The organism is Polaromonas sp. P2_G11 (assembly GCF_056403595.1).
Window position 1 is genome coordinate 121,486 of record NZ_JBFUFE010000002.1, and the last position, 22,502, is coordinate 143,987.

At 61.8% G+C, this 22,502-nt stretch carries 20 protein-coding genes; 8 read left to right on the forward strand and 12 right to left on the reverse strand.

Annotated features, from left to right (window positions below; genetic code table 11):
• Window positions 1-60: 60 nt before the first annotated feature.
• The 5 genes from AC1DWQ_RS07215 to AC1DWQ_RS07235 form a co-directional block, all read right to left on the reverse strand.
• A complete protein-coding gene (locus AC1DWQ_RS07215) occupies window positions 61-1,074 on the reverse strand; it encodes a YeiH family protein (protein WP_477669039.1) in 1,014 nt (337 codons plus the stop codon).
• Window positions 1,075-1,195: 121 nt separating this feature from the next.
• On the reverse strand, window positions 1,196-2,401 hold the full coding sequence (metC, locus tag AC1DWQ_RS07220; protein WP_477669040.1) for a cystathionine beta-lyase: 1,206 nt from the start codon (window positions 2,399-2,401) through the stop codon (window positions 1,196-1,198).
• 26 nt (window positions 2,402-2,427) lie between these two features.
• Window positions 2,428-3,423: a Bug family tripartite tricarboxylate transporter substrate binding protein gene (locus tag AC1DWQ_RS07225; protein ID WP_477669041.1), complete on the reverse strand. Its 996-nt coding sequence runs from the start codon at window positions 3,421-3,423 to the stop codon at window positions 2,428-2,430.
• Between the two features lie 69 nt (window positions 3,424-3,492).
• The gene (locus AC1DWQ_RS07230) at window positions 3,493-5,085 is read right to left on the reverse strand and encodes a rhodanese-like domain-containing protein (RefSeq protein WP_477669042.1); all 1,593 of its coding nucleotides are present in this window, start codon (window positions 5,083-5,085) and stop codon (window positions 3,493-3,495) included.
• A 57-nt stretch (window positions 5,086-5,142) separates the two neighbouring features.
• Window positions 5,143-5,730: a cysteine dioxygenase family protein gene (locus tag AC1DWQ_RS07235; RefSeq protein ID WP_477669043.1), complete on the reverse strand. Its 588-nt coding sequence runs from the start codon at window positions 5,728-5,730 to the stop codon at window positions 5,143-5,145.
• A 128-nt stretch (window positions 5,731-5,858) separates the two neighbouring features.
• Here AC1DWQ_RS07235 and AC1DWQ_RS07240 point away from each other — a divergent pair, with 128 nt between their 5' ends.
• Window positions 5,859-6,764 (forward strand): LysR substrate-binding domain-containing protein, encoded by a 906-nt coding sequence (locus AC1DWQ_RS07240; RefSeq protein ID WP_477669044.1) that lies wholly within the window; start codon window positions 5,859-5,861, stop codon window positions 6,762-6,764.
• 289 nt (window positions 6,765-7,053) lie between these two features.
• Window positions 7,054-8,049, forward strand: a complete 996-nt coding sequence (locus AC1DWQ_RS07245; protein WP_477669045.1) for a Bug family tripartite tricarboxylate transporter substrate binding protein — start codon at window positions 7,054-7,056, stop codon at window positions 8,047-8,049.
• Window positions 8,050-8,127: 78 nt separating this feature from the next.
• On the opposite strand, the gene murI is transcribed toward AC1DWQ_RS07245, so the two are convergent.
• A complete protein-coding gene (gene murI, locus AC1DWQ_RS07250) occupies window positions 8,128-8,931 on the reverse strand; it encodes a glutamate racemase (RefSeq protein ID WP_477669046.1) in 804 nt (267 codons plus the stop codon).
• The gene (locus AC1DWQ_RS07255) at window positions 8,928-10,478 is read right to left on the reverse strand and encodes a fumarate hydratase (RefSeq protein ID WP_477669047.1); all 1,551 of its coding nucleotides are present in this window, start codon (window positions 10,476-10,478) and stop codon (window positions 8,928-8,930) included. Before AC1DWQ_RS07255 ends, murI begins: the two co-directional genes overlap by 4 nt.
• Before the next feature lie 183 nt (window positions 10,479-10,661).
• On the opposite strand from AC1DWQ_RS07255, the gene fumC reads away from it, so the two are divergent.
• Window positions 10,662-12,053 (forward strand): class II fumarate hydratase, encoded by a 1,392-nt coding sequence (fumC, locus tag AC1DWQ_RS07260; protein WP_477669048.1) that lies wholly within the window; start codon window positions 10,662-10,664, stop codon window positions 12,051-12,053.
• Window positions 12,054-12,109: 56 nt separating this feature from the next.
• Here fumC and AC1DWQ_RS07265 read toward each other — a convergent pair whose 3' ends face one another.
• Entirely contained in the window at window positions 12,110-12,565 is a 456-nt protein-coding gene (locus AC1DWQ_RS07265) for a hypothetical protein (RefSeq protein ID WP_477669049.1), read from the reverse strand.
• An 88-nt stretch (window positions 12,566-12,653) separates the two neighbouring features.
• Here AC1DWQ_RS07265 and oxlT point away from each other — a divergent pair, with 88 nt between their 5' ends.
• Complete coding sequence (gene oxlT / locus AC1DWQ_RS07270; protein WP_477669050.1) at window positions 12,654-13,988, forward strand: oxalate/formate MFS antiporter; 1,335 nt, start codon at window positions 12,654-12,656, stop codon at window positions 13,986-13,988.
• Window positions 13,989-14,057: 69 nt separating this feature from the next.
• On the forward strand, window positions 14,058-15,251 hold the full coding sequence (nhaA, locus tag AC1DWQ_RS07275) for a Na+/H+ antiporter NhaA (RefSeq protein ID WP_477669051.1): 1,194 nt from the start codon (window positions 14,058-14,060) through the stop codon (window positions 15,249-15,251).
• 20 nt (window positions 15,252-15,271) lie between these two features.
• Here nhaA and AC1DWQ_RS07280 read toward each other — a convergent pair whose 3' ends face one another.
• Entirely contained in the window at window positions 15,272-15,886 is a 615-nt protein-coding gene (locus AC1DWQ_RS07280) for a YqhA family protein (RefSeq protein ID WP_477651054.1), read from the reverse strand.
• A 148-nt stretch (window positions 15,887-16,034) separates the two neighbouring features.
• Between AC1DWQ_RS07280 and acs the strand changes: the two genes are divergently transcribed.
• Complete coding sequence (acs, locus tag AC1DWQ_RS07285) at window positions 16,035-18,032, forward strand: acetate--CoA ligase (protein ID WP_477669052.1); 1,998 nt, start codon at window positions 16,035-16,037, stop codon at window positions 18,030-18,032.
• A gap of 188 nt (window positions 18,033-18,220) precedes the next feature.
• Here the strand turns inward: acs and AC1DWQ_RS07290 are convergent, their stop codons facing one another.
• Entirely contained in the window at window positions 18,221-18,535 is a 315-nt protein-coding gene (locus AC1DWQ_RS07290; RefSeq protein WP_457280326.1) for a c-type cytochrome, read from the reverse strand.
• 124 nt (window positions 18,536-18,659) lie between these two features.
• Here AC1DWQ_RS07290 and AC1DWQ_RS07295 point away from each other — a divergent pair, with 124 nt between their 5' ends.
• A complete protein-coding gene (locus tag AC1DWQ_RS07295; RefSeq protein WP_477649753.1) occupies window positions 18,660-18,905 on the forward strand; it encodes a TIGR04438 family Trp-rich protein in 246 nt (81 codons plus the stop codon).
• Between the two features lie 127 nt (window positions 18,906-19,032).
• On the opposite strand, the gene ilvD is transcribed toward AC1DWQ_RS07295, so the two are convergent.
• Window positions 19,033-20,733, reverse strand: a complete 1,701-nt coding sequence (gene ilvD / locus AC1DWQ_RS07300; RefSeq protein WP_477669053.1) for a dihydroxy-acid dehydratase — start codon at window positions 20,731-20,733, stop codon at window positions 19,033-19,035.
• A gap of 134 nt (window positions 20,734-20,867) precedes the next feature.
• Here ilvD and AC1DWQ_RS07305 point away from each other — a divergent pair, with 134 nt between their 5' ends.
• The gene (locus AC1DWQ_RS07305) at window positions 20,868-21,839 is read left to right on the forward strand and encodes a LysR family transcriptional regulator (protein ID WP_477669054.1); all 972 of its coding nucleotides are present in this window, start codon (window positions 20,868-20,870) and stop codon (window positions 21,837-21,839) included.
• Here the strand turns inward: AC1DWQ_RS07305 and AC1DWQ_RS07310 are convergent.
• Window positions 21,826-22,419, reverse strand: coding sequence for a DUF4124 domain-containing protein (locus tag AC1DWQ_RS07310; protein WP_477669055.1), 594 nt, complete (start codon window positions 22,417-22,419; stop codon window positions 21,826-21,828). The genes AC1DWQ_RS07305 and AC1DWQ_RS07310 overlap by 14 nt on opposite strands.
• Between the last annotated feature and the right edge of the window lie 83 nt (window positions 22,420-22,502).

Consider the following 22,502-nt stretch of genomic DNA (forward strand, 5'->3'; position numbering starts at 1 on the left):
CAGCCCTTTAAGGATGAGCGCAAGCAGCTATAAAAATCATAGCAAATTCCGGCCGAATCATCACCGGACAATGCACAGGTACACCGCAAAAACGGCGACCAGCCACAGGGTTTCCAGCAGCATCAGGGCCATGGGCCGCCAGCCGAGCTGCACCAGTGCTTCAAACGAGGTCTTGATGCCCAGCGCTGAAATGGCGACCACGAGACACGCGCGCGACACATGGCCCAGCGCCTCATTGAGCCGCGGCGTCACCACGCCCAGGCTGTTGGCCAGCACCAGCGCCATGAAGCCGACCAGGAAGAAGGGCAGCAGCGGCGTGCGCGGGCCGGTATCGCCGCCGGGGCTGCTGCGCCGCCGCCAGTACCAGGCCAGCACTGCCACCACAGGCACCAGCAGCGTGACGCGAAAGAGCTTGACGATCACCGCGACGTCGCCAGTCTCGTGCGATAGCAGCAAGCCGGCGCCGACAACCTGCGCCACGTCATGGATGGTGCCACCCAGGAAGATGCCGGCAGCGGTGTCGTCCAGCCGCAAACCCTTTGCCAGCAACGGAAACACAACCATTGCCAGTGTCGAGAGGCCGGTGACGCCGACAACGGTTAGCAGTGTGTAGCGCTCGCTCTCTTCGGTTTTGGGCATGACGGCCGCCACGGCCAGCGCTGCGGAGGCGCCGCAAATCGAAACAGCCGCGCCGCAAAGCAGGCCGAAATCGGTCTTTAAATCAAAGCGCCGTGCCAGCCAGGCGCCCAGGGTAATCGTGCTGGCAATGCCCAGCACCGCGGTGGCCAGCGGCCCGATACCCAAGTGCCCGATTTGGGAGAGCGTGATGCGCGCACCCAGCAAGGCCACGCCGATGCGCAACAGGGTTTTGGCGCAGAACTCTATACCGGGCCGGCAGCGTGCGTCCTCGTGCAGGAAATGAAAGGCCAGTCCGAACAGCAGGGCGTATAGCAGTTGCGGGCCGCCGTAATGTTCGGAGACGAAAGTGGCGGCCAGCATGATGAGCAGCGGCGAGGCAATGCCCGGCCAGAGGCTGCGGGTGCGTTGGAGCCAAAGGTGTGCGTGGCTGGGCATGGTGATGCAAACCTGAAAGAAAAGGGCAGGCGAGAGCCGCCGCGGGGGCGGATGAAAAGGAGTGAGGGAGAGGAAAGAGGCTGGGGGAGAAGCGAAGGGCAAAGGCGCGGAGGTAAAACCTTCAGGCAGCCAATGCGGCAAACCCCTGTTGCAAGTCGCCTATCAGGTCGACCGGGTCTTCCAGGCCGATGTGCAAGCGCACGATCTGGCCATGGCCCGACCAGTCGGTCACGCTGCGCGCGCCCCGCATGTTGGTCATCGTGACCAGGCTTTCATAGCCGCCCCACGAAGCGCCCAGGCCAAACAGCCGCAGGCCGTCGATCAGCCGCTCGGCGGCGGCCTGGTCGAAGGTGCGCTGGAGCTCGAAGGACAACAGGCCGTTGGTGCCCTTGCAGTCGCGTTGCCAGATGGCGTGACCTGGATGGCCGGGCAGGGCCGGGCAGAACACGGTCGCCACTTCGCTGCGCGTTTGCAGCCAGGCCGCCACCTTCAGGGCGCCGCTTTCATGCAGGGCCAGGCGCGCGGCCATGCTGCGTGTGCCGCGCAGCACCAGGTAGGCATCGTCGGGGCTCACCGTCATGCCGAAGGCATCGCTGCGCTCGTTGAGCGCCTGCCAGGCGGCTTGCGTGGTGGCCACGGTGCCCATCATCACGTCGGAGTGGCCCGACAGGTATTTGGTGGCCGCCATGATGGACACGTCGGCACCCAGTGCCAGCGGCCGGTATTGGTAGCCCGAGCCCCAGGTGTTGTCGGCCACCAGCAGCAGGCCCCGCGCACGGGCAATGCCGGCCAGGCGCGGCAGGTCGCACATTTCATACACCAGCGAACCCGGGCATTCGGCATAAATCATGCGCGTGCCCGGCTCGATTTTTTCTTCCACGTCGCTGCCGTCGGCTGCAAAGAAGGTGCAGCGGATGTTGTAGGGCGTGAGGAAGGACTCCACCAGCTTGCGCGCCGGTTCGTAGACGCTGTCCGACATCAGCAGGTGGTCACCAGGTTTGAGGTAAGACAGCAACGTCATCGCGATGGCGGCCAGGCCTGTGGGGAAGAGCCGCGTACGGTACGCGCCTTCGAGCTCGCTGACCATGTCTTCCAGCGCGTAGTTGGTCGGGTTGCCGCGCGCCCCGTAGGTGAACACGCGCTCCTCGCCGCGGCGCAGTCGCATCTCGCGCTGGTGCGCTGTGTTGTCGAACAGCACGGTGCTGGCACGCACCACGGCCGGGTTGACCGGCCGGCCGCCTTCATAGGCCGGCTTCTTGCCGGCGTGAACCAGGCGGGTCAGGGGTGACGCGTTGGATGAGATGGCCGGTGGTGTTTTTTTGCTCATGTCGGGAAGGTTTGATGAATCCGGGATCAGTCTAGCTTGGCGCCCGAGAGCTTGACGACACGCGACCAGCGGGCGATGTCTGCCTTGAGCTGCGCGGTAAAAGCTGCCGGTGTGTTACCTACCACTTCGCTGCCGCCATCGGTGATCAGCTTGCTGACTTCCGGCGACTTGAGCGAGCGCACGATGCTGTCGTGCAGGTAGGCCACGCGTTCGGGCGGCGTGCCCGCCGGTGCGAAGAAACCGTACCAGTCTTCAAAGGTGGTGTTGCGGTAGCCCAGCTCTTCCAGCGTCGGCACCTTGGTGAAGACGCCGATGCGGCGCGGGCTGGTGACGGCCAGGGCGCGCATCTTGCCGTTCTGGATGAAGCTGGACACCGAGGCGGTGGAGGTAATGAGCACGTCTACCTGGCCGCCCAGCAGGTCGGTGATGGCGGGCGCCGCGCCCTTGTAGGGCACGTGGGTCATGCTGATGGCGCTGTCTTTTTCCAGAACCACGCCGACGAGGTGCGAGAGTGTGCCATTGCCGGGCGTGGCATAGGTGACTCGCCCGCCTGGGGCTTTGGTCTGCGCGGCGAGGTCGGCAAAACTTTTCAGGGGCGAGTTGCTGGCCACTACCAGCACCAGCGGCGCGGCATTGATCTGGGTGATGGGCAGGAAGTTTTTCAGCGGGTCAAAACCCGGCGAGGCATACAGCGAGGGATTGACGGCCATCAACGAGACCTGGCCTGTGAGCACGGTGTAGCCGTCCGGCTTGGCGTCGGCCACGGCCTTGGCACCTATGTTGCCGCCGGCGCCGCCGCGGTTGTCGACGATGGCGCTCTGTCCGGTGATGTCGGACAGGCGGCTCGTCACGAAGCGCGTCGTGGCGTCATTGCCGCCGCCGGCCGGGAAAGGCGACACAAACTTGATGGCCTGGTTCGGGAAGCCGCCGACCTGCGGCATGGGTTGGGCTGAGGGGGCGCCGTGTACGGAGAGGAGGGCGCAGCACAGTGTGGCTGCGGTGAACTTCAGTTTGGCAAGCATGGGGGCTCCTGAATGAATTGGGGCAAAAGATGAATAAAAAAAATGAGGCGGCGCGGGGCCAAATCAGTATTACGCGGGGTGGGCGGCCGCGGCATCGGGCAACTGGAATGCCTTCAGTTCCAGCGCGTCCAACTGCCCGATCAGGTTCACTTCCCAGGCCAGGTACTGGCGGGCAGCTTCCTTGTTGCCGTCGTGCCGGTCATGCACGAAGAAAAGGTAGTCGATGCAGTCGCTGTCGGCCGGGATGTTGTCAGTGGCCTGCAGCGCAAAGCCGGCGGCGCGCCAGGCATCGAGGCCGCCCTCGAGCAGGCTGGCTTTCAGGCCCAGTGCCTGGAGGTCAACGGCCGCGCAGGCGGCCACAGCGGACTCGTCGGCAACCAGCACCACCGGGCGGTGTTCACCGGCCAGCGCCTGTGCCAGGCGAGGCCGTATGGACCAGCATGTGCCCGCGATATGGTTTTGGCGAAACTGCATGCTGGGCCGCAGGTCGATGGCGGCCACGGTGCCATCGGCCAGCCCGGCCGACAGGGCCTGCGCGGTGGTGGCGGGCAGCGCGGGCAGGGCCACGGGCGCCGTGGCGGGCAGCGCCAGACCACTGGCCAGGCCCTGGTCCAGCACGCTGGCGTCGTGGCCCAGCTGGCGCAGCCAGCTGGCGACCGTCAGGGCGCGTATGCCGTCCGTATCGAACAGCACCAGCCGGGCCTGGCGCACGCCCACATACTGGTCGGTGGCCTGGATCAGCTGGCCGCCCGGCGTGTGCTGCGCGCCCGGCAGGCTGCCGCGTGCAAATTCTTCGGGGCTGCGAACATCGCACAAAAAGAGCGTGCGCGTCGCGTCGCCTGCCCAGCCGTGCACAGTCTGTGCGTCGACGACAGGTACCTCGAAACGCTTTGCAAGCGCCTGGGCCGCCGCACGCATGCCGGCAGGCTCTGTGGGCTGGGCCGAGTCCTTGTAGCGGCGCGTGCCGCCGTGCTCGAGTTTGAAGTCTGCCAGGTACCAGCCCTGGGTACCGTTTTCCAGCGCCGATACAGGGTTGCGCAGGCCCAGGTTGATCAGCGTTTGCGCGCCTATGATGCTGCGAGTGCGGCCTGCGCAGTTGATCACGATGTGGGTGTTATCGCTGGGTACCAGGTCGCGGATGCGCAGGGCCAGCTCGCCGTTCGGGCAACTGATCGCCGTCGGGATGTTCATCTTGCGGAATTCCGAAAACGGCCGGCCGTCGAGCACCACCACGTCGTCTTGCCGCTCCAGCATGGCCGCAAGTTCGGTCGCGCTGACGCGGGGCGTGTGATAGACCTGTTCGGCCAGCTCGCCGAAGGTCTTGGACGGTACGTTGACGCCGGCAAACAGAGGGAAACCGGCGGCTTGCCAGCCGGTTGTGCCGCCCTGCAGCACCTGCACGTCGCTGTAGCCGAGTGCGCTGAAGCGGCGCGCGGCCAAAGGTGCTGCGCCACTGCCGTCGGTGTCATAAACCACCAACCGCACACTGCGGCGCGGCGCCAGGCGCGGTGCGTCCAGTTCAAGCCGGCTGTAGGGAAGGGGGATGCCGTAAAACAAATGCGACTGGCCGTACTGGCCATGCTCGCGCACATCAAACAGGGCGATTTCCGCGCCATCGTGCAGCCAGGCTTTCAGCGTGGCCGCGTCTACAAAACGTGTCATGGGATAGGGGGCGTGTAGGTTCGGAAATTCAGGGAAGGGGGTAAGGGTGCGCGGGGGTCAGCGGCGTGTCTGCACGCCGATGCCCATGGTTTCGTACGTACCTTTTTCCAGGTCGTAGCCGGTGCGGGTGTTCAGCGTTTCAAGCGCGCGGCCATACATGTGCAAGTGGCGTATCACCTGACCGGCCGGGATCTCCACCGAGTGGATGTCTTCGGGCATCAGGGCGATGCCCGTGCCGGGCTCGACCACCACGGCGTTGACCTCCTTGAGCTGCGCCTTGCCCGGCACCGAGCCATCGTCCTGGCGTTCGTACACCCGGTTGAGCTCGCTGCCTTCCACCGCGCTGATGCAGGCCCAGGTGGTGTGGTTGTGCGGCACGATGCGTTTGCCGGGGCGCATCACGTTGAGGTAAAGCGCGAAGCTCTGGTCGGCGTCTTCAGCGATCAGGTAGCGCGCCTGCAGTTCGGGGCTTTCGGGCGCAGCGAAATCCGTGGCACTCCACAGCTCCTTCTGGCCGGCCAGCTGGTTCAAGACCGCGAGCACTTTGGCCAGCGACTGGCGATTTGCTTCACCGCTCCCAACAATAATTTTAATGTTTTGAATGGCGGCGCCAACCACCTGGCTACGCTGTGCTGCTGCGTTCATGGAGATTTTCCTGAGTGAGGTTTCGGTTTATTGAGCCTAATATAGTCAAGGCGTATTCTTGAAACAACTCAGAAATAGAGATAAATACATTAGTATTTGTAATAAGTAAATCCTGTCGAACTCTTTGAATGAAAACCCTTGACCTGGAATTGCTGCGGGCCCTGATGGCCATCGACGAGCAGGACAGCTTTGCCGGTGCCGCCATCCAGCTGGGCAAAACACAGTCGGCGGTGACGCAACAAATGCAGCGCCTGGAAGACCAGATCGGCCATCCGCTGTTTGAAAAGCATGGGCGCCAGAAGCGCCTGACGCCGCATGGGTTAAAGCTGCTCGGTTACGCGCGTCACCTGCTGGCCATCAATGACGATGCCTTGCGCAGCCTGCAGCAAGGCAACCTGGAGGGTGTATTGCGCATAGGCGCGCCGCACGACGTGGCCGACACCATGCTGCCGACGCTGCTGGCACAGGTGGCGCGTGCTTCGCCGCTGTTGCAGCTCGACATCCATGTGGGGCGCAGCCCTTTCCTGATGGAATCCCTCAAGCGCGGCGAGATCGACATGACTATCTCGAACCGCAACGACCCGGCACTCGACGGCGTGGTGCTGCGTACCTCACCCACGGTGTGGTTGTGCTCAGCCAGCTACGTACATGACCGCGCCAAGCCGGTGCCGCTGATCCTGGTGGAGGGCCCCAGCGTATTTCACAGGCTGGCGCGCGAGGCGCTGGACGCCGCCGGAATTCCCTGGTCGCCAAGCTATACCGCTTCCAGCCTGATCGGCATCAAGGCTGCGCTGCGTGCGGGTTTGGGCGTGACTGCGCGCGGTATCGAGATGGCGGGCAGCGACCTGCGCGTGCTGGGCGAAAACGATGGACTGCCGCGTTTGCCGGAGCTTGATTACTACCTGTTCGTTCGAAAGAATGTTATTAACCCGGTGACACGCAAGGTGTTCGAGATGCTGAAATCCAACCTCGGTTTGATTCGCAGTGCGGCGGACCCGGCTATCCCCGCCGCGCGTGCCGATCGGGAAATTTAAGCGCCGTCTGAAAAAGCAAACGGCCGGAATTCCGGAGGGAAAACGCATCCGCGAATGCGCTGCAGACTTTTTAATTACTTTGCTGAAAAGTGTGCGCATGTGAATTTCCGGCATCGTGAGATCACAAAAAATAAACGCGCGAAAACGTTGGACGCGAGCCACAAGTAGCGGCTGTATCTGCGTGGTAACACGGCGCATGCGTCATCTGCGGTGTACGCTCGCCGGACGCTGACGATGCCCACGAGGAGGTGGGGTTGTCTCGCGTATCCGATCAATGCAAGGAGAGTTCATGTCAGTTTCAACATTCCCCATCAAGCGGCGCACGCTGCTTGCTGGTTCCGCAGCCACCCTGGCGCTTGGCGCTGCGCCCGCATGGGCTGCCTACCCCGACAAGCCCATCAAGATCATCGTTCCCTGGGCAACGGGCGGTAGCACCGATGCCATTACCCGCGTGCTCGCACAGCGGCTGAGCGAAGGGCTGAAGCAACCCGTGATCGTCGACAACAAGCCGGGTGGCGCGGGCCACGTGGGCATTGACCAGGCCGCCAAGTCGGCACCCGATGGCTATACGCTGGCGATCGTGGAGTTGTCGCACGTGTACGCGCCTGCAGTTGTTGCCAACCTGCCTTACGACATGCTGCGCGACTTCACGCCGATCACGCTGGTGGGTACATCGCCCATGGTGCTGTTTACCGGCATGGGCCCCGAAAACAGCGACTTCAAGACTTTCCTGAAAACTTCTTCGACCGCCAAGGGCGGGCCTCCTGCCATGGCGAACAGCGGCACAGGGTCTATCAGCCACCTGGTGGGCGAGCTGTTTTCCCAGGAAACCAAAATCAAGTTCAACATGGTGCCTTACCGCGGCGGCGCACCGGCGATGGTGGACCTGGCTGCCGGCCAGGTGTCTTCTTATTTCGCCACGCTGGCGACCGGCTCCAGCCTCATGGCCTCCGGAAAGGTCAAGGCGCTGGCGGTGACGGGCCGCAAGCGCTCGGACGTCCCCATCCTGCGCTCCTTGCCGACGATGACTGAGCTCGGCTTGAAGAACATGGATGTGGCGCAATGGTGGGCGCTTGTTGCGCCAGCGACCACGCCGCTTGAAGTTACCGAGCGGCTTCGCCTCGAACTCCTGAGTGCGATGTCGGATTTCAAGGTGGTGGAACGTATGTCCGCTTTGGGCGTGGAAATGAAAGGTACTTCACGCGACCAGTTGCGTGGATTCCTTCGGGCGGAGTCGGAGCGCTGGCGCACCCTGGCGCGTAACGTGGGATTGAAGCCGCAATAACTTCAGTTCTTCAACGGATTCGGCTCATCACTGAGTCGATGCGTACCAGCGCCGGCGAGTCCAGCCGGCGCTGTGGTGCTATAGCTGCAGGCCCAGCCAGCGTCGTGCGGCTGCGTTCAGTGCCTCCTGTTGACCCGTTGTCAGCAAAGTGATGTGGCCGGATGCGGCGCCTTGCCGCAGCTGCCCGGCGGCTTCGAGCAAACGGCGTGTCTGCCGCGCGACCGGCTCGCCGGTTTCGATCAGGCGAACGTCGGTGCCCACCATTTTCTGCAGTGTGTCCCACGCGAAGGCGTAATGCGTGCAGCCCAGCACCAGGGTATCGACCTGCCCGGCCTGGCCGCCGAAGGGTCCGATCGCTTGCGTGTATTCACGGCATAAAGCACCGATCTGCGCAACATCATGGTTCTGGATCGCATCGGCCAGCCCGTCGCACGGCTGCAGGATGAACTCGGCCTGGCCTTTCAGCGAATCGTGCAGGGCGCGCAGCTTGGCGCTTGCCACCGTGCCGCGCGTCGCCATCACGCCGATGCGGCGTGTCTTGCTCAACGCGACGGCCGGCTTGAGCGCCGGTTCGACGCCGACCAGCGGCAAGTCTGGGTGCTCGGTTCGTACGAGGTGAACGGCGGCGGCCGTCGCGGTATTGCACGCGATCACCAGTGCCTTGATCGCATGCTCTTCGCGCAATTTGCGCACGACGGCGCGCGTGCGCTCAATGACAAAAGCGTCGCCGCGCTCGCCATAAGGCGCGAAGCCCGCATCGGCCAGGTAGACGAAGGACTCCGCGGGCAATTCGGCCCGCAATGCCTTGAAGACGCTAAGGCCGCCCACGCCGCTGTCGAACACGCCGACCGGCCGGTCGGCGCCGGCATGGCCTTCGCTCACGCGGCTGCGACGGGAATGTTTTTGAACTCGCCGGTGGCGATTTTCTTTTGCCACTCGGCTGGGCCGGTGATGTGCGCGCTGGTGCCGCCCGCATCCACCGCCACGGTCACGGGCATGTCAATCACGTCGAACTCATAGATCGCTTCCATGCCCAGGTCGGCAAAGCCCACCACCTTGGCGGTCTTGATGGCCTTGCTGACCAGGTAGGCCGCACCGCCGACGGCCATCAGGTAAGCGCTCTTGTGCTTCTTGATGGCTTCGATGGCGACCGGGCCGCGCTCGGACTTGCCGATCATTGAAATCAAACCGGTCTCGGCCAGCATCATTTCAGTAAAGCCGTCCATGCGGGTGGCAGTGGTCGGGCCGGCAGGTCCTACGGCTTCATCGCGCACTGGATCGACCGGGCCGACGTAGTAGATGACGCGGTTGGTGAAATCCACCGGCAGTTTTTCGCCCTTGCCCAGCATGTCCTGAATGCGCTTGTGCGCCGCGTCGCGGCCGGTCAGCATCTTGCCGTTGAGCAGCAAGGTCTGGCCGGGCTTCCAGCTGGCAACTTCTTCTTTGGTCAGCGTGTTGAGATCGACCTTTTTGCTCTTCTTGTAGTCGGGCGTCCAGTTCACGTTGGGCCAGAGATCCAGCGAAGGCGGGTCCAGGTAGACCGGGCCGCTGCCGTCCATCACGAAGTGCGCGTGGCGCGTGGCGGCGCAGTTGGGGATCATCGCGACAGGCTTGCTGGCCGCGTGCGTCGGGTACATCTTGATCTTGATGTCCAGCACGGTGGTGAGGCCGCCCAGGCCTTGCGCGCCTATGCCCAGCGCGTTGACCTTCTCAAACAGTTCAAGTCGCAGCTCTTCGGTCTTGGTCATCTTGGCGCCAGAAGACGATTTGGCTTGGAGCTCGTACATGTCCAGGTCGTCCATCAGGCTTTCCTTGGCCATCAGCACGGCTTTTTCGGCAGTACCGCCAATGCCGATGCCCAGCATGCCGGGCGGGCACCAGCCTGCGCCCATGGTGGGCACGGTCTTGAGCACCCAGTCGACCACCGAGTCGCCGGGGTTGAGCATGACCATCTTGCTTTTGTTTTCACTGCCGCCGCCTTTGGCCGCCACGGTGACGTCGATCTTGTTGCCGGGCACGAGCTCGGTGAAGATCACGGCCGGTGTGTTGTCTTTGGTGTTCTTGCGGTCGAACTGCGGGTCGGCCACCACAGAGGCGCGCAAGGTGTTGTCAGGGTGGTTGTAGCCACGGCGCACGCCTTCGTTGATGGCGTCGTCAATGCTGCCGGTGAAGCCTTCCCAGCGCACGTCCATGCCGACCTTGAGGAACACGTTGACGATGCCGGTGTCCTGGCAGATCGGGCGCTGGCCCGTCGCGCTCATCTTGCTGTTGGTGAGGATCTGTGCAATCGCATCCCTGGCGGCCGGGCTTTGCTCACGCTCATAGGCGCGCGCCAGGTGGGCGATGTAGTCGGTGGGGTGGTAGTAGCTGATGTACTGCAGGGCAGCGGCTACGGATTCGATGAGGTCGGCTTGCTTGATCGTGGTCATGGTGGGTCGTCGTTATGAGGGCGTTTCGGGGAAATTTCGGGCAAACCCCGCAATTATCCGCCCTTGGGCGGGCGACTCGGGCATGTCGGGCGAGAGGATCCAAAACCCTTCAGATGAGAATCTTTCTCGTCTGCGGTCATACTAGGACTCTTAACCATCTTTTTTGACGCGCAGGATATTTCCATGACGACAAGCAGCACGCGCACGGAGCGCGATACCTTTGGCCCTATCGAGGTGCCGGCCAACAAACTCTGGGGTGCGCAGACGCAGCGCTCGCTGCAGAATTTCGACATCTCGGGCGAGCAGCAGCCACGTGAAATCATCAAGGCGCTGGCGCAGGTCAAGCGCTCATCGGCCAGGGTCAACCATGCGTTGGGCCTTCAGGACGAGAAAAAAACCAAAGCCATCGTGGCCGCAGCCGACGAGGTGATCGCGGGCGGGTATGCGGACGAATTCCCCCTGGTGGTATGGCAGACGGGCTCCGGTACGCAGACCAACATGAACGTCAATGAAGTGCTGGCCAATCGCGCCAGCGAAATTCTGGGCGGCGAGCGCGGCGAGGGCCGCCTGGTGCATCCCAATGACGATGTCAACCGCAGCCAGTCGTCCAACGATGTGTTTCCTACCGCCATGCATGTTGCCGCTGTAGAGGCCATGACCCACAAGCTCCTGCCAGCGATTGCGAAGTTGCGCGCGACGCTGGCGCAAAAAGCCCAAGACTTCGGCACCATCGTGAAGATTGGGCGTACCCATCTGCAGGATGCGACACCACTCACCCTGGGCCAGGAATTCTCGGGTTATGTCGCGCAGCTTGACCACGGCGAAAAGCATGTGCGTGCCGCCTTGCCGCACCTGTATGAACTGGCACTCGGCGGTACTGCCGTTGGTACGGGGCTGAATGCACCGAAGGGGTATGCGGAGCAAGTGGCGGCCGAACTGGCCACGCTGACAGGCCTGCCTTTTGTGACTGCACCCAACAAGTTCGAGGCGCTGGCCTCGGTCGACGGCCTGGTGCATGCGCACGGCGCCCTCAAGACACTCGCCGCCAGCATGATGAAAATCGCCAACGATGTGCGCTGGCTGGCCAGCGGCCCGCGCAGCGGCATCGGCGAGCTCAGCATTCCCGAGAACGAGCCCGGCTCGTCCATCATGCCGGGCAAGGTCAACCCGACGCAGAGCGAAGCCGTCACCATGCTGGCGGCACAGGTGTTCGGCAACGACGTGGCCATCAACTTCGGCGGTGCCTCGGGCAACTTCGAGCTCAATGTGTTCCGGCCCATGGTGGCGCACAACTTTTTGCAAAGCGTGCGCCTGCTGGCCGATGGCATGGTGAGCTTTAACGACCACTGCGCCGTCGGCATTGAGCCGAATCGCGAACGCATCGCCGAGCTGGTTGACCGCTCGCTGATGCTGGTGACGGCGCTGAACACGCACATCGGCTATGACAAGGCCGCCTTCATCGCCAAAAAGGCGCACAAGGAAGGCAGCAGCCTGCGCGATGCGGCACTGGCCTCCGGCCATGTCACGGGCGAGCAGTTTGATGCCTGGGTGCGGCCTGAAAACATGGTGGGCTGACGCTGGCCACACCCGGTTCGGGGGGGGTTAGCTGGTGGGTTGAAGGGATTAAGGGTTTACCCTATGATTGTGTCCGTAGATGCCTCACGCCACAAAGGAAATTCATGACCGCCTTCGCCTTGTATTTGAAGATTGCCCAGCCCGCCGCCAGTGCACGCGTACGCCTTGTATTGCGTGAGCTGGTTGCTGCTACGCCTCTGCATATTTTTATCAGCGCGCTGCGAGCGCGCTAATTTTTGCCGGGCGGTTTGCGCCGCCGGCAGTAGACCGCACCACGCGGTTGCTCTTTTCTCTTGTTTTCTTTTCAGTGCCGCCGGTGCAATGCCGGGCACTTGCTGATCCCGCATTGCGCGCTCAGGCTCAGCGCCGCTAACAAGCGCACTCCCCATTCTGTAAATCAAATCCATCGCAGTGGCCGGGGTTTGGCATGGCGCGATTCTTTCAATCCGCTTTCGTTTTTTTGAGCGATGTGTAAAGTTTTTTTCAAACTTGATCGCGGTCAATGGGCTCATAAATGTCCGCTCTCACAATCCGCTCACAACAACAGCATCAACGATTGCAATCGCAATTTCCACGGCATAAAAGAGACAGGAGACATCAATGACATACGCCCCTACGGCAACCCCCGCACCATCCAGCGCCCATCGCTGGATACAGCTTCTCTTGGGCATCGTCTGCATGGCGATGATTGCCAACCTGCAATATGGCTGGACCCTTTTTGTGAATCCGATTGCCGACAAGTACGGCTGGAGCAAGGCCGCCATTCAGGTGGCCTTCACGATTTTTGTGTTGACCGAAACCTGGCTCGTGCCGATTGAAGGCTACCTGGTCGACCGTTTCGGGCCACGTCCGGTGGTCATGGTCGGCGGCATTCTTTGCGGCGTCGGTTGGGTGATCAATTCTTTTGCCGATTCGCTGATGCTGCTCTACATCGCTGCTGCGATCAGCGGCATTGGCGCGGGTGCGGTGTACGGTACCTGTGTCGGCAATGCCTTGAAGTGGTTTCCGGATCGCCGCGGCCTGGCTGCGGGCCTGACAGCCGCGGGCTTCGGTGCGGGCTCCGCGCTCACCATTCTTCCGATCTCGGCCATGATCAAGGGCAGCGGCTACCAGTCTGCCTTCCTGTATTTCGGGATCATTCAGGGTGTGATCGTATTTGTCGTGTCGTTCCTGCTGACGCGGGCACCGGCGAATCTGGCCAAAAGCGGCTCGATCTCCACGATCAATGTGCAACAGAGCCGGCGCGACTACACGCCGTCCGAAGTCCTGCGTTCACCCGTGTTCTGGGTGATGTACGTCATGTTCGTGATGGTGGCGGCCGGCGGGCTGATGGCTACGGCCCAGCTCGGACCTATCGCCAAGGATTTCAACGTCGGCGACGTGCCCGTCAGCATCATGGGCCTGGCGCTGCCGGCGCTCACATTTGCCCTGGCCATTGACCGCGTGCTCAACGGGCTCACCCGTCCGTTCTTTGGTTGGGTGTCGGACCAGATCGGCCGTGAAAAAACGATGCTGATCGCCTTTGGCATCGAGTCGGTGGGCATCCTGGCTCTCTACCAGTTTGGCCACAATCCGGTCGCCTTCGTGGTCTTGACGGGTATGGTGTTCTTCGCCTGGGGCGAAATCTACAGCCTCTTTCCTTCAACCTGCGCCGATACCTTTGGCTCCAAGTACGCTGCATCCAATGCCGGCCTGCTTTACACGGCCAAGGGGACGGCGTCGCTGCTGGTTCCACTGTCCAGCGTGCTCACGGCAATGACCGGCAACTGGCACGCAGTGTTCATTGTCGGTAGCGTCATGAACGCGATCGCGGCGCTGATGGCCTGGTATGTGCTGCGCCCGATGCGGCGTGCCGAGATGGAAAAGGCCGTGCTGCCGGCGGCCGCCTCCGGCAAGGCTGCCAGCTTCGGTCCTCTTCCGCAGTCCGCGCAATAGAGAGCAGCATTGCGGCCCGGAGCCTGCAGCGCAATGGGCCGCCGTCCTGCGGGTCTGGGACAATAGGGCATGCTCAAGTTTGTCCACCGCACCCTCAACCAGTTCATCAATTCGCAATCGCTTTCGGGCGTGGTGCTGGCGCTGGCCGCTGTGGCCGCGCTGGTGTTGAGCAACTCGCCATGGGGTGAGGCTTACAACCGGTTTGTGCAACTGCCAGGTGAGCTGCGGGTGGGCGGTGATCTGCTGGTGCTCTCCAAGTCGTTATTGCATTGGGTCAATGACCTGTGGATGGCGGTGTTTTTCTTTCTGGTGGGCCTGGAGATCAAGCGCGAGCTGATTGAGGGCGAGCTGGCCTCGCGTGCGCAGGCGCTGTTGCCGGCGGGCGCCGCGTTGGGCGGCATGGTGGCGCCGGCGCTCATCTACATGGCGATCAATGCCGGCGACCCGGTCGCGATGCGCGGCTGGGCGATTCCGGCCGCCACCGACATTGCCTTTGCGCTGGGCATCCTGGTGTTGCTGGGTAGCCGCGTGCCGGCATCGCTCAAGGTGTTTTTGACTGCTGTCGCCATCATTGATGACCTGGGCGCCATCCTGATCATTGCGTTTTTCTACACCGAGGGTTTGTCGGTGATGGCGTTGTTGGTCGCCGGGATCGGTGGGTTGCTCTTGCTGGCCTTTAATCGGGCGAAGGTGATGGCCATAGGGCCCTACGTGGCGGTGGGCCTGGTGATCTGGCTCTTTGTTTACAAGTCCGGCATTCACGCCACGCTGGCAGGTGTGATTACCGCGCTGGCGATTCCCCTTTCAGATGGCAAAGGCGGCTCGCCATTGAAAACCGCTGAGCACGCGCTGCACCCCTGGGTGGCTTTTGCGGTGCTACCGATGTTTGCGTTTGCCAATGCGGGAGTGTCGCTTCAGGGTGTGACCGTCGGAACGCTTCTTCAAAGCGTGCCCTTGGGTATTACGGCAGGCCTGCTGGTGGGCAAGGCCGTCGGCGTGTTAGGGGCTTCCTGGCTGCTGATTCGCTTTGTCGGTGCACGCCTGCCCGCCGGCGCTGGCTGGAGCCAGTTTGTTGGTGTCTGCCTGCTGTGCGGCGTGGGCTTTACCATGAGCCTTTTCATCGGTGCGCTCGCATTTGCCGGCCAGGATGCGGCATACGAGACGCAACTAAAGCTGGGTGTGCTGTGCGGTTCGTTGTTGTCAGGGGTGCTGGGTGCGGTGATGCTGATGCGCGCCAGCGCTGCCGAAAAGGCGCCGGGCTAGGACCGCCTGGCGTGACGCGGTCAGTGCTTTTGTGCGGCGATCGCGGACATGATTTTGTCGGTGTAGGCGATCGCAATCGCCGACAACAGGAAGGTGATATGGATCACCGTTTGCGCGATCAGGACCTTGTCGGTGTAGTTGTCGGCGTTGATAAACGTCTTCAGCAGGTGGATGGAGCTGATACCGATGATGGCCGTGGCCAGCTTGACCTTCAATACCGAAGCGTTCACGTGGCTCAGCCATTCGGGCTGGTCGCGGTGGCCTTCGAGGTTCATGCGGCTCACAAAGGTTTCGTAGCCACCCACGATCACCATGATCAAGAGGTTGGAGATCATCACCACGTCGATCAGCGCCAGCACCACCAGCATGATGACCGTTTCGTTGAGCGACACGACGGGTATGGCGGTCTTGTAGCCTATGCTGGTGATTAGTGCCTGCAACGCGGTCTGACTCCCGAATGCGGCTTCAATCAGGTGCCACAGTTCCACCAGAAAGTGCACTACGTAGACGGCCTGCGCGGCGATGAGGCCGAGGTAAAGCGGCAGTTGCAGCCAGCGGCTGGCGAAAATCAGGTTGGGCAGCGGGCGCAGGGGTGAGATTTTGGCAGGGGCAGGGGATTGAGTGGGTTCAGTCATGATGGCGTAAGCTGGGGTTTGCGGCATTGTAGGGGGAGGGTAGATACCCCTTCAATTGCAGAAGTTGTAAGGTTCAAGCCAGTCAGTGGCTTGTAAGTGCGGCAGAAGACAGTACCACGCATTCAGTGACAAACAGGAGACAAAACCAATGAGCGCCCCTTCATCCGCGATCGAATCCACCCTGGTTGAAAATCGCATCTTCCCGCCGGCGCCGGCCACCGTGAAGGCCGCGCGTATTTCGGGTATGCCGGCTTACCAGGCGCTGTGCGTGGAAGCCGAGAAGGATTTCGAGGGTTTCTGGGCCCGCCTGGCGCGCGAAAACCTGAGCTGGAAGAAGCCCTTCACCCAGACACTGGATGAGTCCAATGCTCCGTTCTACAAGTGGTTTGCCGACGGCGAGCTCAACGCTTCTTACAACTGTCTGGACCGCCATCTGGGCACACCGGTCGAAAACAAAAAAGCCATCATCTTTGAAAGCGACGACGGCAAGGTTACCAACGTCACTTACAAAGAATTGCATGCCAGGGTCAGCCAGTTTGCGAGCGCGCTGAAAGGCGCCGGCATCAAAAAGGGCGACCGCGTCATCATCTACATGCCAATGACGGTCGAAGGTGTGGTGGCCATGCAGGCTTGCGCCCGCATAGGCGCCACGCATTCGGTGGTTTTCGGCGGCTTCTCGGCCAAGAGCCTTCAGGAGCGTATTCAGGATGCTGGTGCGGTCGCCGTCATCACCGCCAGCTACCAGTTGCGCGGCGGCAAGGAGTTGCCACTCAAGGCCATCGTCGATGAAGGCATCGCCATGGGCGGCTGCGAGTCGATCAAAAACGTGATCGTCTACCAACGTACGGCCACTGCCTGCAACATGGTGGCTGGCCGCGACAGCCTGATGCACGAGATCACCGCCAAGGCAGCTCCGGTGTGCGAACCCGAGTTCGTCGGCGCGGAGCACCCGCTTTTTATCCTTTACACCTCGGGCTCGACCGGCAAGCCCAAGGGCGTGCAGCACAGCACCGGAGGTTACCTGCTCTGGGCCAAACTCACCATGGACTGGACCTTCGACATCCAGCCCGCCGACGTGTTCTGGTGCACCGCCGACATCGGCTGGATCACTGGCCACACCTACGTGGCCTACGGCCCGCTGGCTGCCGGCGCAACGCAGATCATCTTTGAAGGAATACCGACCTTCCCGAATGCGGGCCGCTTCTGGCAGATGATCGAAAAACACAAGGTCACGATTTTCTACACGGCGCCTACGGCCATCCGTTCATTGATCAAGGCTGCCGAGGCTGACGAGAAAGTGCATCCGGCCCGCTCCGACTTGAGCAGCCTGCGCATCCTGGGCTCTGTTGGCGAGCCGATCAACCCCGAAGCCTGGATGTGGTACTACAAGAACGTGGGCGGCGAGCGCTGCCCCATCGTGGATACCTTCTGGCAAACCGAAACCGGTGGCCACATGATCACGCCGCTGCCCGGCGCCACGCCGCTGGTGCCCGGCAGCTGCACGCTGCCATTGCCCGGCATCATGACTGCCATCGTCGACGAAACCGGCAAGGATCTCCCCAATGGCGCGGGCGGCATGCTGGTCGTCAAGCGGCCCTGGCCCTCCATGATCCGCACCATCTGGAACGACCCGGACCGCTTCAAGAAAAGCTATTTTCCCGAAGAAATGGGCGGCACGATTTACCTGGCCGGCGACGGGGCAGTGCGCAATGTCGACAACGGCTATTTCCGCATCACCGGCCGTATCGATGACGTGCTGAATGTGTCGGGCCATCGCATGGGCACCATGGAAATCGAATCGGCGCTGGTAGCGCACTCTACGCTGGTGGCCGAGGCCGCCGTGGTGGGGCGGCCCGATGACCTGACGGGCGAGGCCATTGTGGCCTTTGTAGTGCTCAAGCGTTCACGCCCGACGGGTGAAGAAGCCAAGGCGATTGCCAAGGAGCTGCGCGACTGGGTGGGCAAAGAAATCGGCCCGATCGCCAAGCCCAAGGACATCCGCTTTGGCGACAACCTGCCCAAGACCCGAAGTGGCAAGATCATGCGCCGTCTGTTGCGCGGCATCGCCAAGGGCGAGACCATCACCCAGGACACCTCGACGCTTGAAAACCCTGCCATTCTCGATCAGCTGTCTGAAAAGCAGTGATCGAGAACGTGGCGTAGCCGCGTCAGCGAAGCTGGGGCAGGGTTGGGGGACACTCATATCGCGAAGCGATGTGACGTGGCCACAAAACCCTGCCATTCTCGATCAGCTGTCTGAAAAGCAGCGATTCTGAAGTCGGCATAAAAAAAGCCCGTCATTGACGGGCTTTTTTATGGGCGAGAAGCCCTCGGTTATTTCTGGGTCAGGATCCAGGCAACCAGTTTTTTGGCTTCGTCTGGGCTTACCTGGGCGTTGGCTGGCATAGGCACCGGGCCCCAGACGCCTGAACCGCCCTTGATGACTTTGGCAGCGAGCTTGTCGGCTGCGTCTTTTTGCCCAGCATATTTGGCTGCGACATCCTTGTAGGAGGGCCCAACCAGTTTTTTGTCAACGGCGTGGCAAGCCATGCAGTTTTTTGCGGTTGCCAGTTGCAGATCCGCCAGTGCAGGGGTCGATACTGCAAAAACTGCAGCCATGGAAGCGATGACCGAAAGAATGCGTTTCATGGATTGTCCTCGTGGGGAGTTGTGGATTCGGTTACAGTCAATTAACGTCATTGTAGTGGTGCCGGTTGACCCGGGTTTCAAGGGTTGACCCGGCCAGACCACCACACATTCAGAGGAGTTACAGATGTTTTTTCTATTGGTTGGAATTGTTGCGTTGGCACTGAAGTATCTCGAAATCGGGCCCGTTGCCACGTTAAGCTGGTGGATTGTGCTTTCTCCATTCGTGCTTGCAGCCCTCTGGTGGTGGTGGGCGGATGCATCGGGCTATACCAAGCGCAGGGAAGTAGACAAGATGGACAAACGCAGGCAAGACCGCATCGACAAGCAGCGCGACGCCATGGGTATGCTTTCGGCGAAGAAAAAGAAATAGCTGATACAGCGCAACTAGCTAAGACGCCAGGCAAGTTACCCGGTTTTTGCAACTGGCAGCTGGCTCCAAAGCAAAGAGCCCGTGAAGTCTGTAACTTCACGGGCTCTTTGCGCTTCAGCGGATCAAATCAATAGTCGTCCAGCACCGCACCCTTGCTGGCACTTGATGCATTGAAAGCGAACTTGGCCTGGACGCCGCGGGTATAGCGTGGCGCGGGGGCTTTCCAGCCGACCTTGCGTTTGGCCAATTCGGCGTCACTGATATTCAGCTGCAACAGGAGTTGCTTCGAATCGATGGTGATCGAATCTCCCTCATTGATGAAGGCGATATTGCCGCCAGCCGCAGCTTCAGGCGCCACGTGGCCAACCACCATGCCCCAGGTGCCACCGGAGAAGCGGCCATCGGTGATCAAGCCGACACTCTCGCCGAGGCCGGCACCGATCAGCGCGCCGGTGGGGGCCAGCATTTCAGGCATGCCGGGGCCGCCCTTGGGGCCGAGGTAACGCAGCACCATCACGTCACCAGCCTTGATCTTGCCGGCCAGGATGGCTGCAAGTGCTGATTGTTCGTCATCAAATACCCGGGCCGGGCCGGTCATGACGGGATTTTTCAGGCCGGTGATCTTGGCCACGCAGCCTTCGGGTGAGAGGTTGCCCTTCAGGATGGCCAGGTGGCCCTGGGCGTACATGGGTTTGTCGATGGGGCGGATCACATCCTGGTCTGCGCGCGGAACTTCAGGCACGTCCTTGAGCGTCTCGGCGATGGTCTGGCCGGAGATCGTCAGGCAATCGCCATGCAGCAGGCCGGCGGCCAGCAGTGTTTTCATGACCTGTGGAATACCGCCGGCGCGGTGCAGATCCACGGCGAGGTATTTGCCGGAGGGCTTCAAATCGCACAGTACTGGCGTACGCTGGCGCACGCGCTCGAAATCATCAATCGTCCACTCGACGCCGGCCGTGTGGGCGATGGCCAGGAAGTGCAGCACAGCGTTGGTGGAGCCGCCGGTTGCCATGATCACGGCGACCGCGTTTTCAATAGCCTTCTTGGTGACGATGTCGCGCGGCTTGATGTCCTTCTTGATCGCTTCAACCAGAACCTTGGCCGACTCTTTGGCTGAGTTCATTTTCTCGTCGTGCGGATTGGCCATGGTGCTGGAGTAGGGCAGTGAGATGCCCAGGGCCTCGAAAGCGCTGGACATGGTGTTGGCCGTGTACATGCCGCCGCAGCTGCCGGTGCCCGGAATGGCGCGGCGCTCGATTTGCAGCAGGTCTTCGTCGCTCATGCGCCCGGCGGCGTTTTCGCCCACGGCTTCAAACACGCTGACGATGTTGAGGTCTTTGCCCTTGTAGGTGCCCGGCAGGATGGTGCCGCCGTAGACGTAGATCGCCGGCACGTTGGCGCGCAGCATGCCCATCAGACCACCGGGCATGTTCTTGTCGCAGCCACCAACCACCAGCACGCCGTCCATCCACTGGCCCTGCACGCAGGTCTCGATGCAGTCGGAGATCACTTCGCGGCTCACGAGGGAGTACTTCATGCCCTCGGTGCCCATGGCCATGCCGTCGGAAATCGTCGGCGTGCCGAATACCTGCGCGTTACCGCCAGCTTCCTCGATGCCGACAATTGCCGCGTCGGCCAGTTTTTGCAGGCCGCTGTTGCATGGCGTGATCGTGCTGTGCCCATTGGCCACGCCGATCATTGGTTTCTTGAAATCGTCGGCCTCGTAGCCCATGGCGTAGTACATGGAGCGGTTGGGCGCGCGCGATTTGCCCTCGGTGATGTTCTTGCTGCGCGGGTTGGCAACGATGTTGACAGTTTTGGTTTCCATGGGGTGTCTCGTGGTGTTGGCTACTATGGCTTGCCCGCGTTTGACCTTGGGCATGCATCGGGAGAAACAGAGTATGCGTGCTTTGATTGATTCTTTCCAATCCATTATTAATCATCTATTAATATGTATGGCATATGAAAGATATTCTCGGCACCGCGGGCATGGCTTCCCGTAAACCGCCCTTGATCGAGCTTCGCCTGTGGCGTCAGTTTCTGGCAGTGGCCGAGGAGCTTCACTTCGGCCGCGCTGCCAAAAGCCTCAACATGACCCAGCCGCCGCTCACGCAGGCCATTGCGCAGCTGGAGGCGCATTTGGGCCTCAGATTGTTCGACCGCACCAAGCGCAGCGTGCAGCTCACGACGGCAGGTGCTGCCCTGGTGCCCGAAGCGCGTGACCTGCTGACACGTGCCTTGGCTCTTCCGGCCTATGCGCGCGCCAGCGCGGAGGGCGAGGCCGGGCGCTTGCGGCTGGCTTTTGTGTCTACGGTCGGTTTTGAGTTGTTGCCGCGTTGGGTGCTGGCCTTTCGCGAGCAATACCCCAAGGTGCAGCTGGAATTGATAGAGGCGACCGGCGACGTGCAGCTGCAGGCTTTTGAGCGCGGAGAGATCGACGCGGGCTTCATGTTGCATTCCCCTGGGTTCGCGCCGCCAGGCCTGGCCTGCCGGCGCATCAGCCAGGACCCGTTGGTGGTGGCGCTACCCGGGCAGCACTCGCTGGCAAGCAAGACTACGATTGCGCTCCCTGATCTGCTGGGCGAGCCTCTAGTGATCTTTCCGCGGCGAATCGTTCCGTCACTCTACGACGCGATTTTTGCGATGTATCACGCCGCAGGGCAATTGCCGCAGGTTGCCCAGGAAGCCATCCAGATGCAGACTATCGTGAACCTGGTATCCGCCGGGCTCGGCGTGGCCTGGGTTCCCGAGAGCGTGCGGCAGTTTCAGCGCCCTGGCGTGGTGTATCGCAGCCTGCCTGGTGGCAGGCCTTCCATGCGTAGTGGTGCACGGGGTGCTTCGGCCGTGGTGCCTGGCTGTGAGACCAGTCTGGTCTGGCCGCGGGCAAGCGCCAACCCGGCGCTTGCCCGCTTTATCACCTTTATCGGCGCATAGACCGCTCGAAGGCTTCTTCCCGTTCGCGTTGCCGGCGCGCCGCCACCGCACTTTGCTGCTGCTGCTTTTCCGCTGGGGTGAGTTCGCGCTGCTCCATTCTTCGTTGGGCTATTTCGCCGGCACTGCTGCAGCGGGCGCCGTGGTTGGCTTCGCAATTGGCAATGATCTGTTTGTCGGAAGCCTGCGCCTGGGTTTGGGCACCGCCTTTGCGCAGGCCACCCAGTGCCGAGGGCATGGCCTGGCGCGATCCGCCGCTGGATCGGTCAGCAGCAGCTGCCCGCGCATTCGCCGCAGCGTTTTCCGCTGCCCAATCCTTGGGTGCCGCGGCGGCTCCGCCATTGCCATAAAGCACGCCGGGCACGCCTGTTACAGGTGTGCCGTCAGTTGATGCTGGTGCCGCGGCAGGGGCCGGTGCGCGGACAATGAGCTTTTCATTGCCACCGCCGCTGGTCGCACAGGGCGTTTGTGAAAACACCTTTTTGCCGGCTGAATCAAGGCATTGGTAGACCTGTGCCGCAGCGGGTTGTATGCACAACAAACCCAAGCCTGAAACAACGGTAAAACAGAATAAATGACGCATGGTGTGATCCTGTACGGCGTTACTCCCAGTTTAAGCGAGCGGGCTCACTGTAAGCCCTTTCCTACGAGCCTCGCATGCAAAAA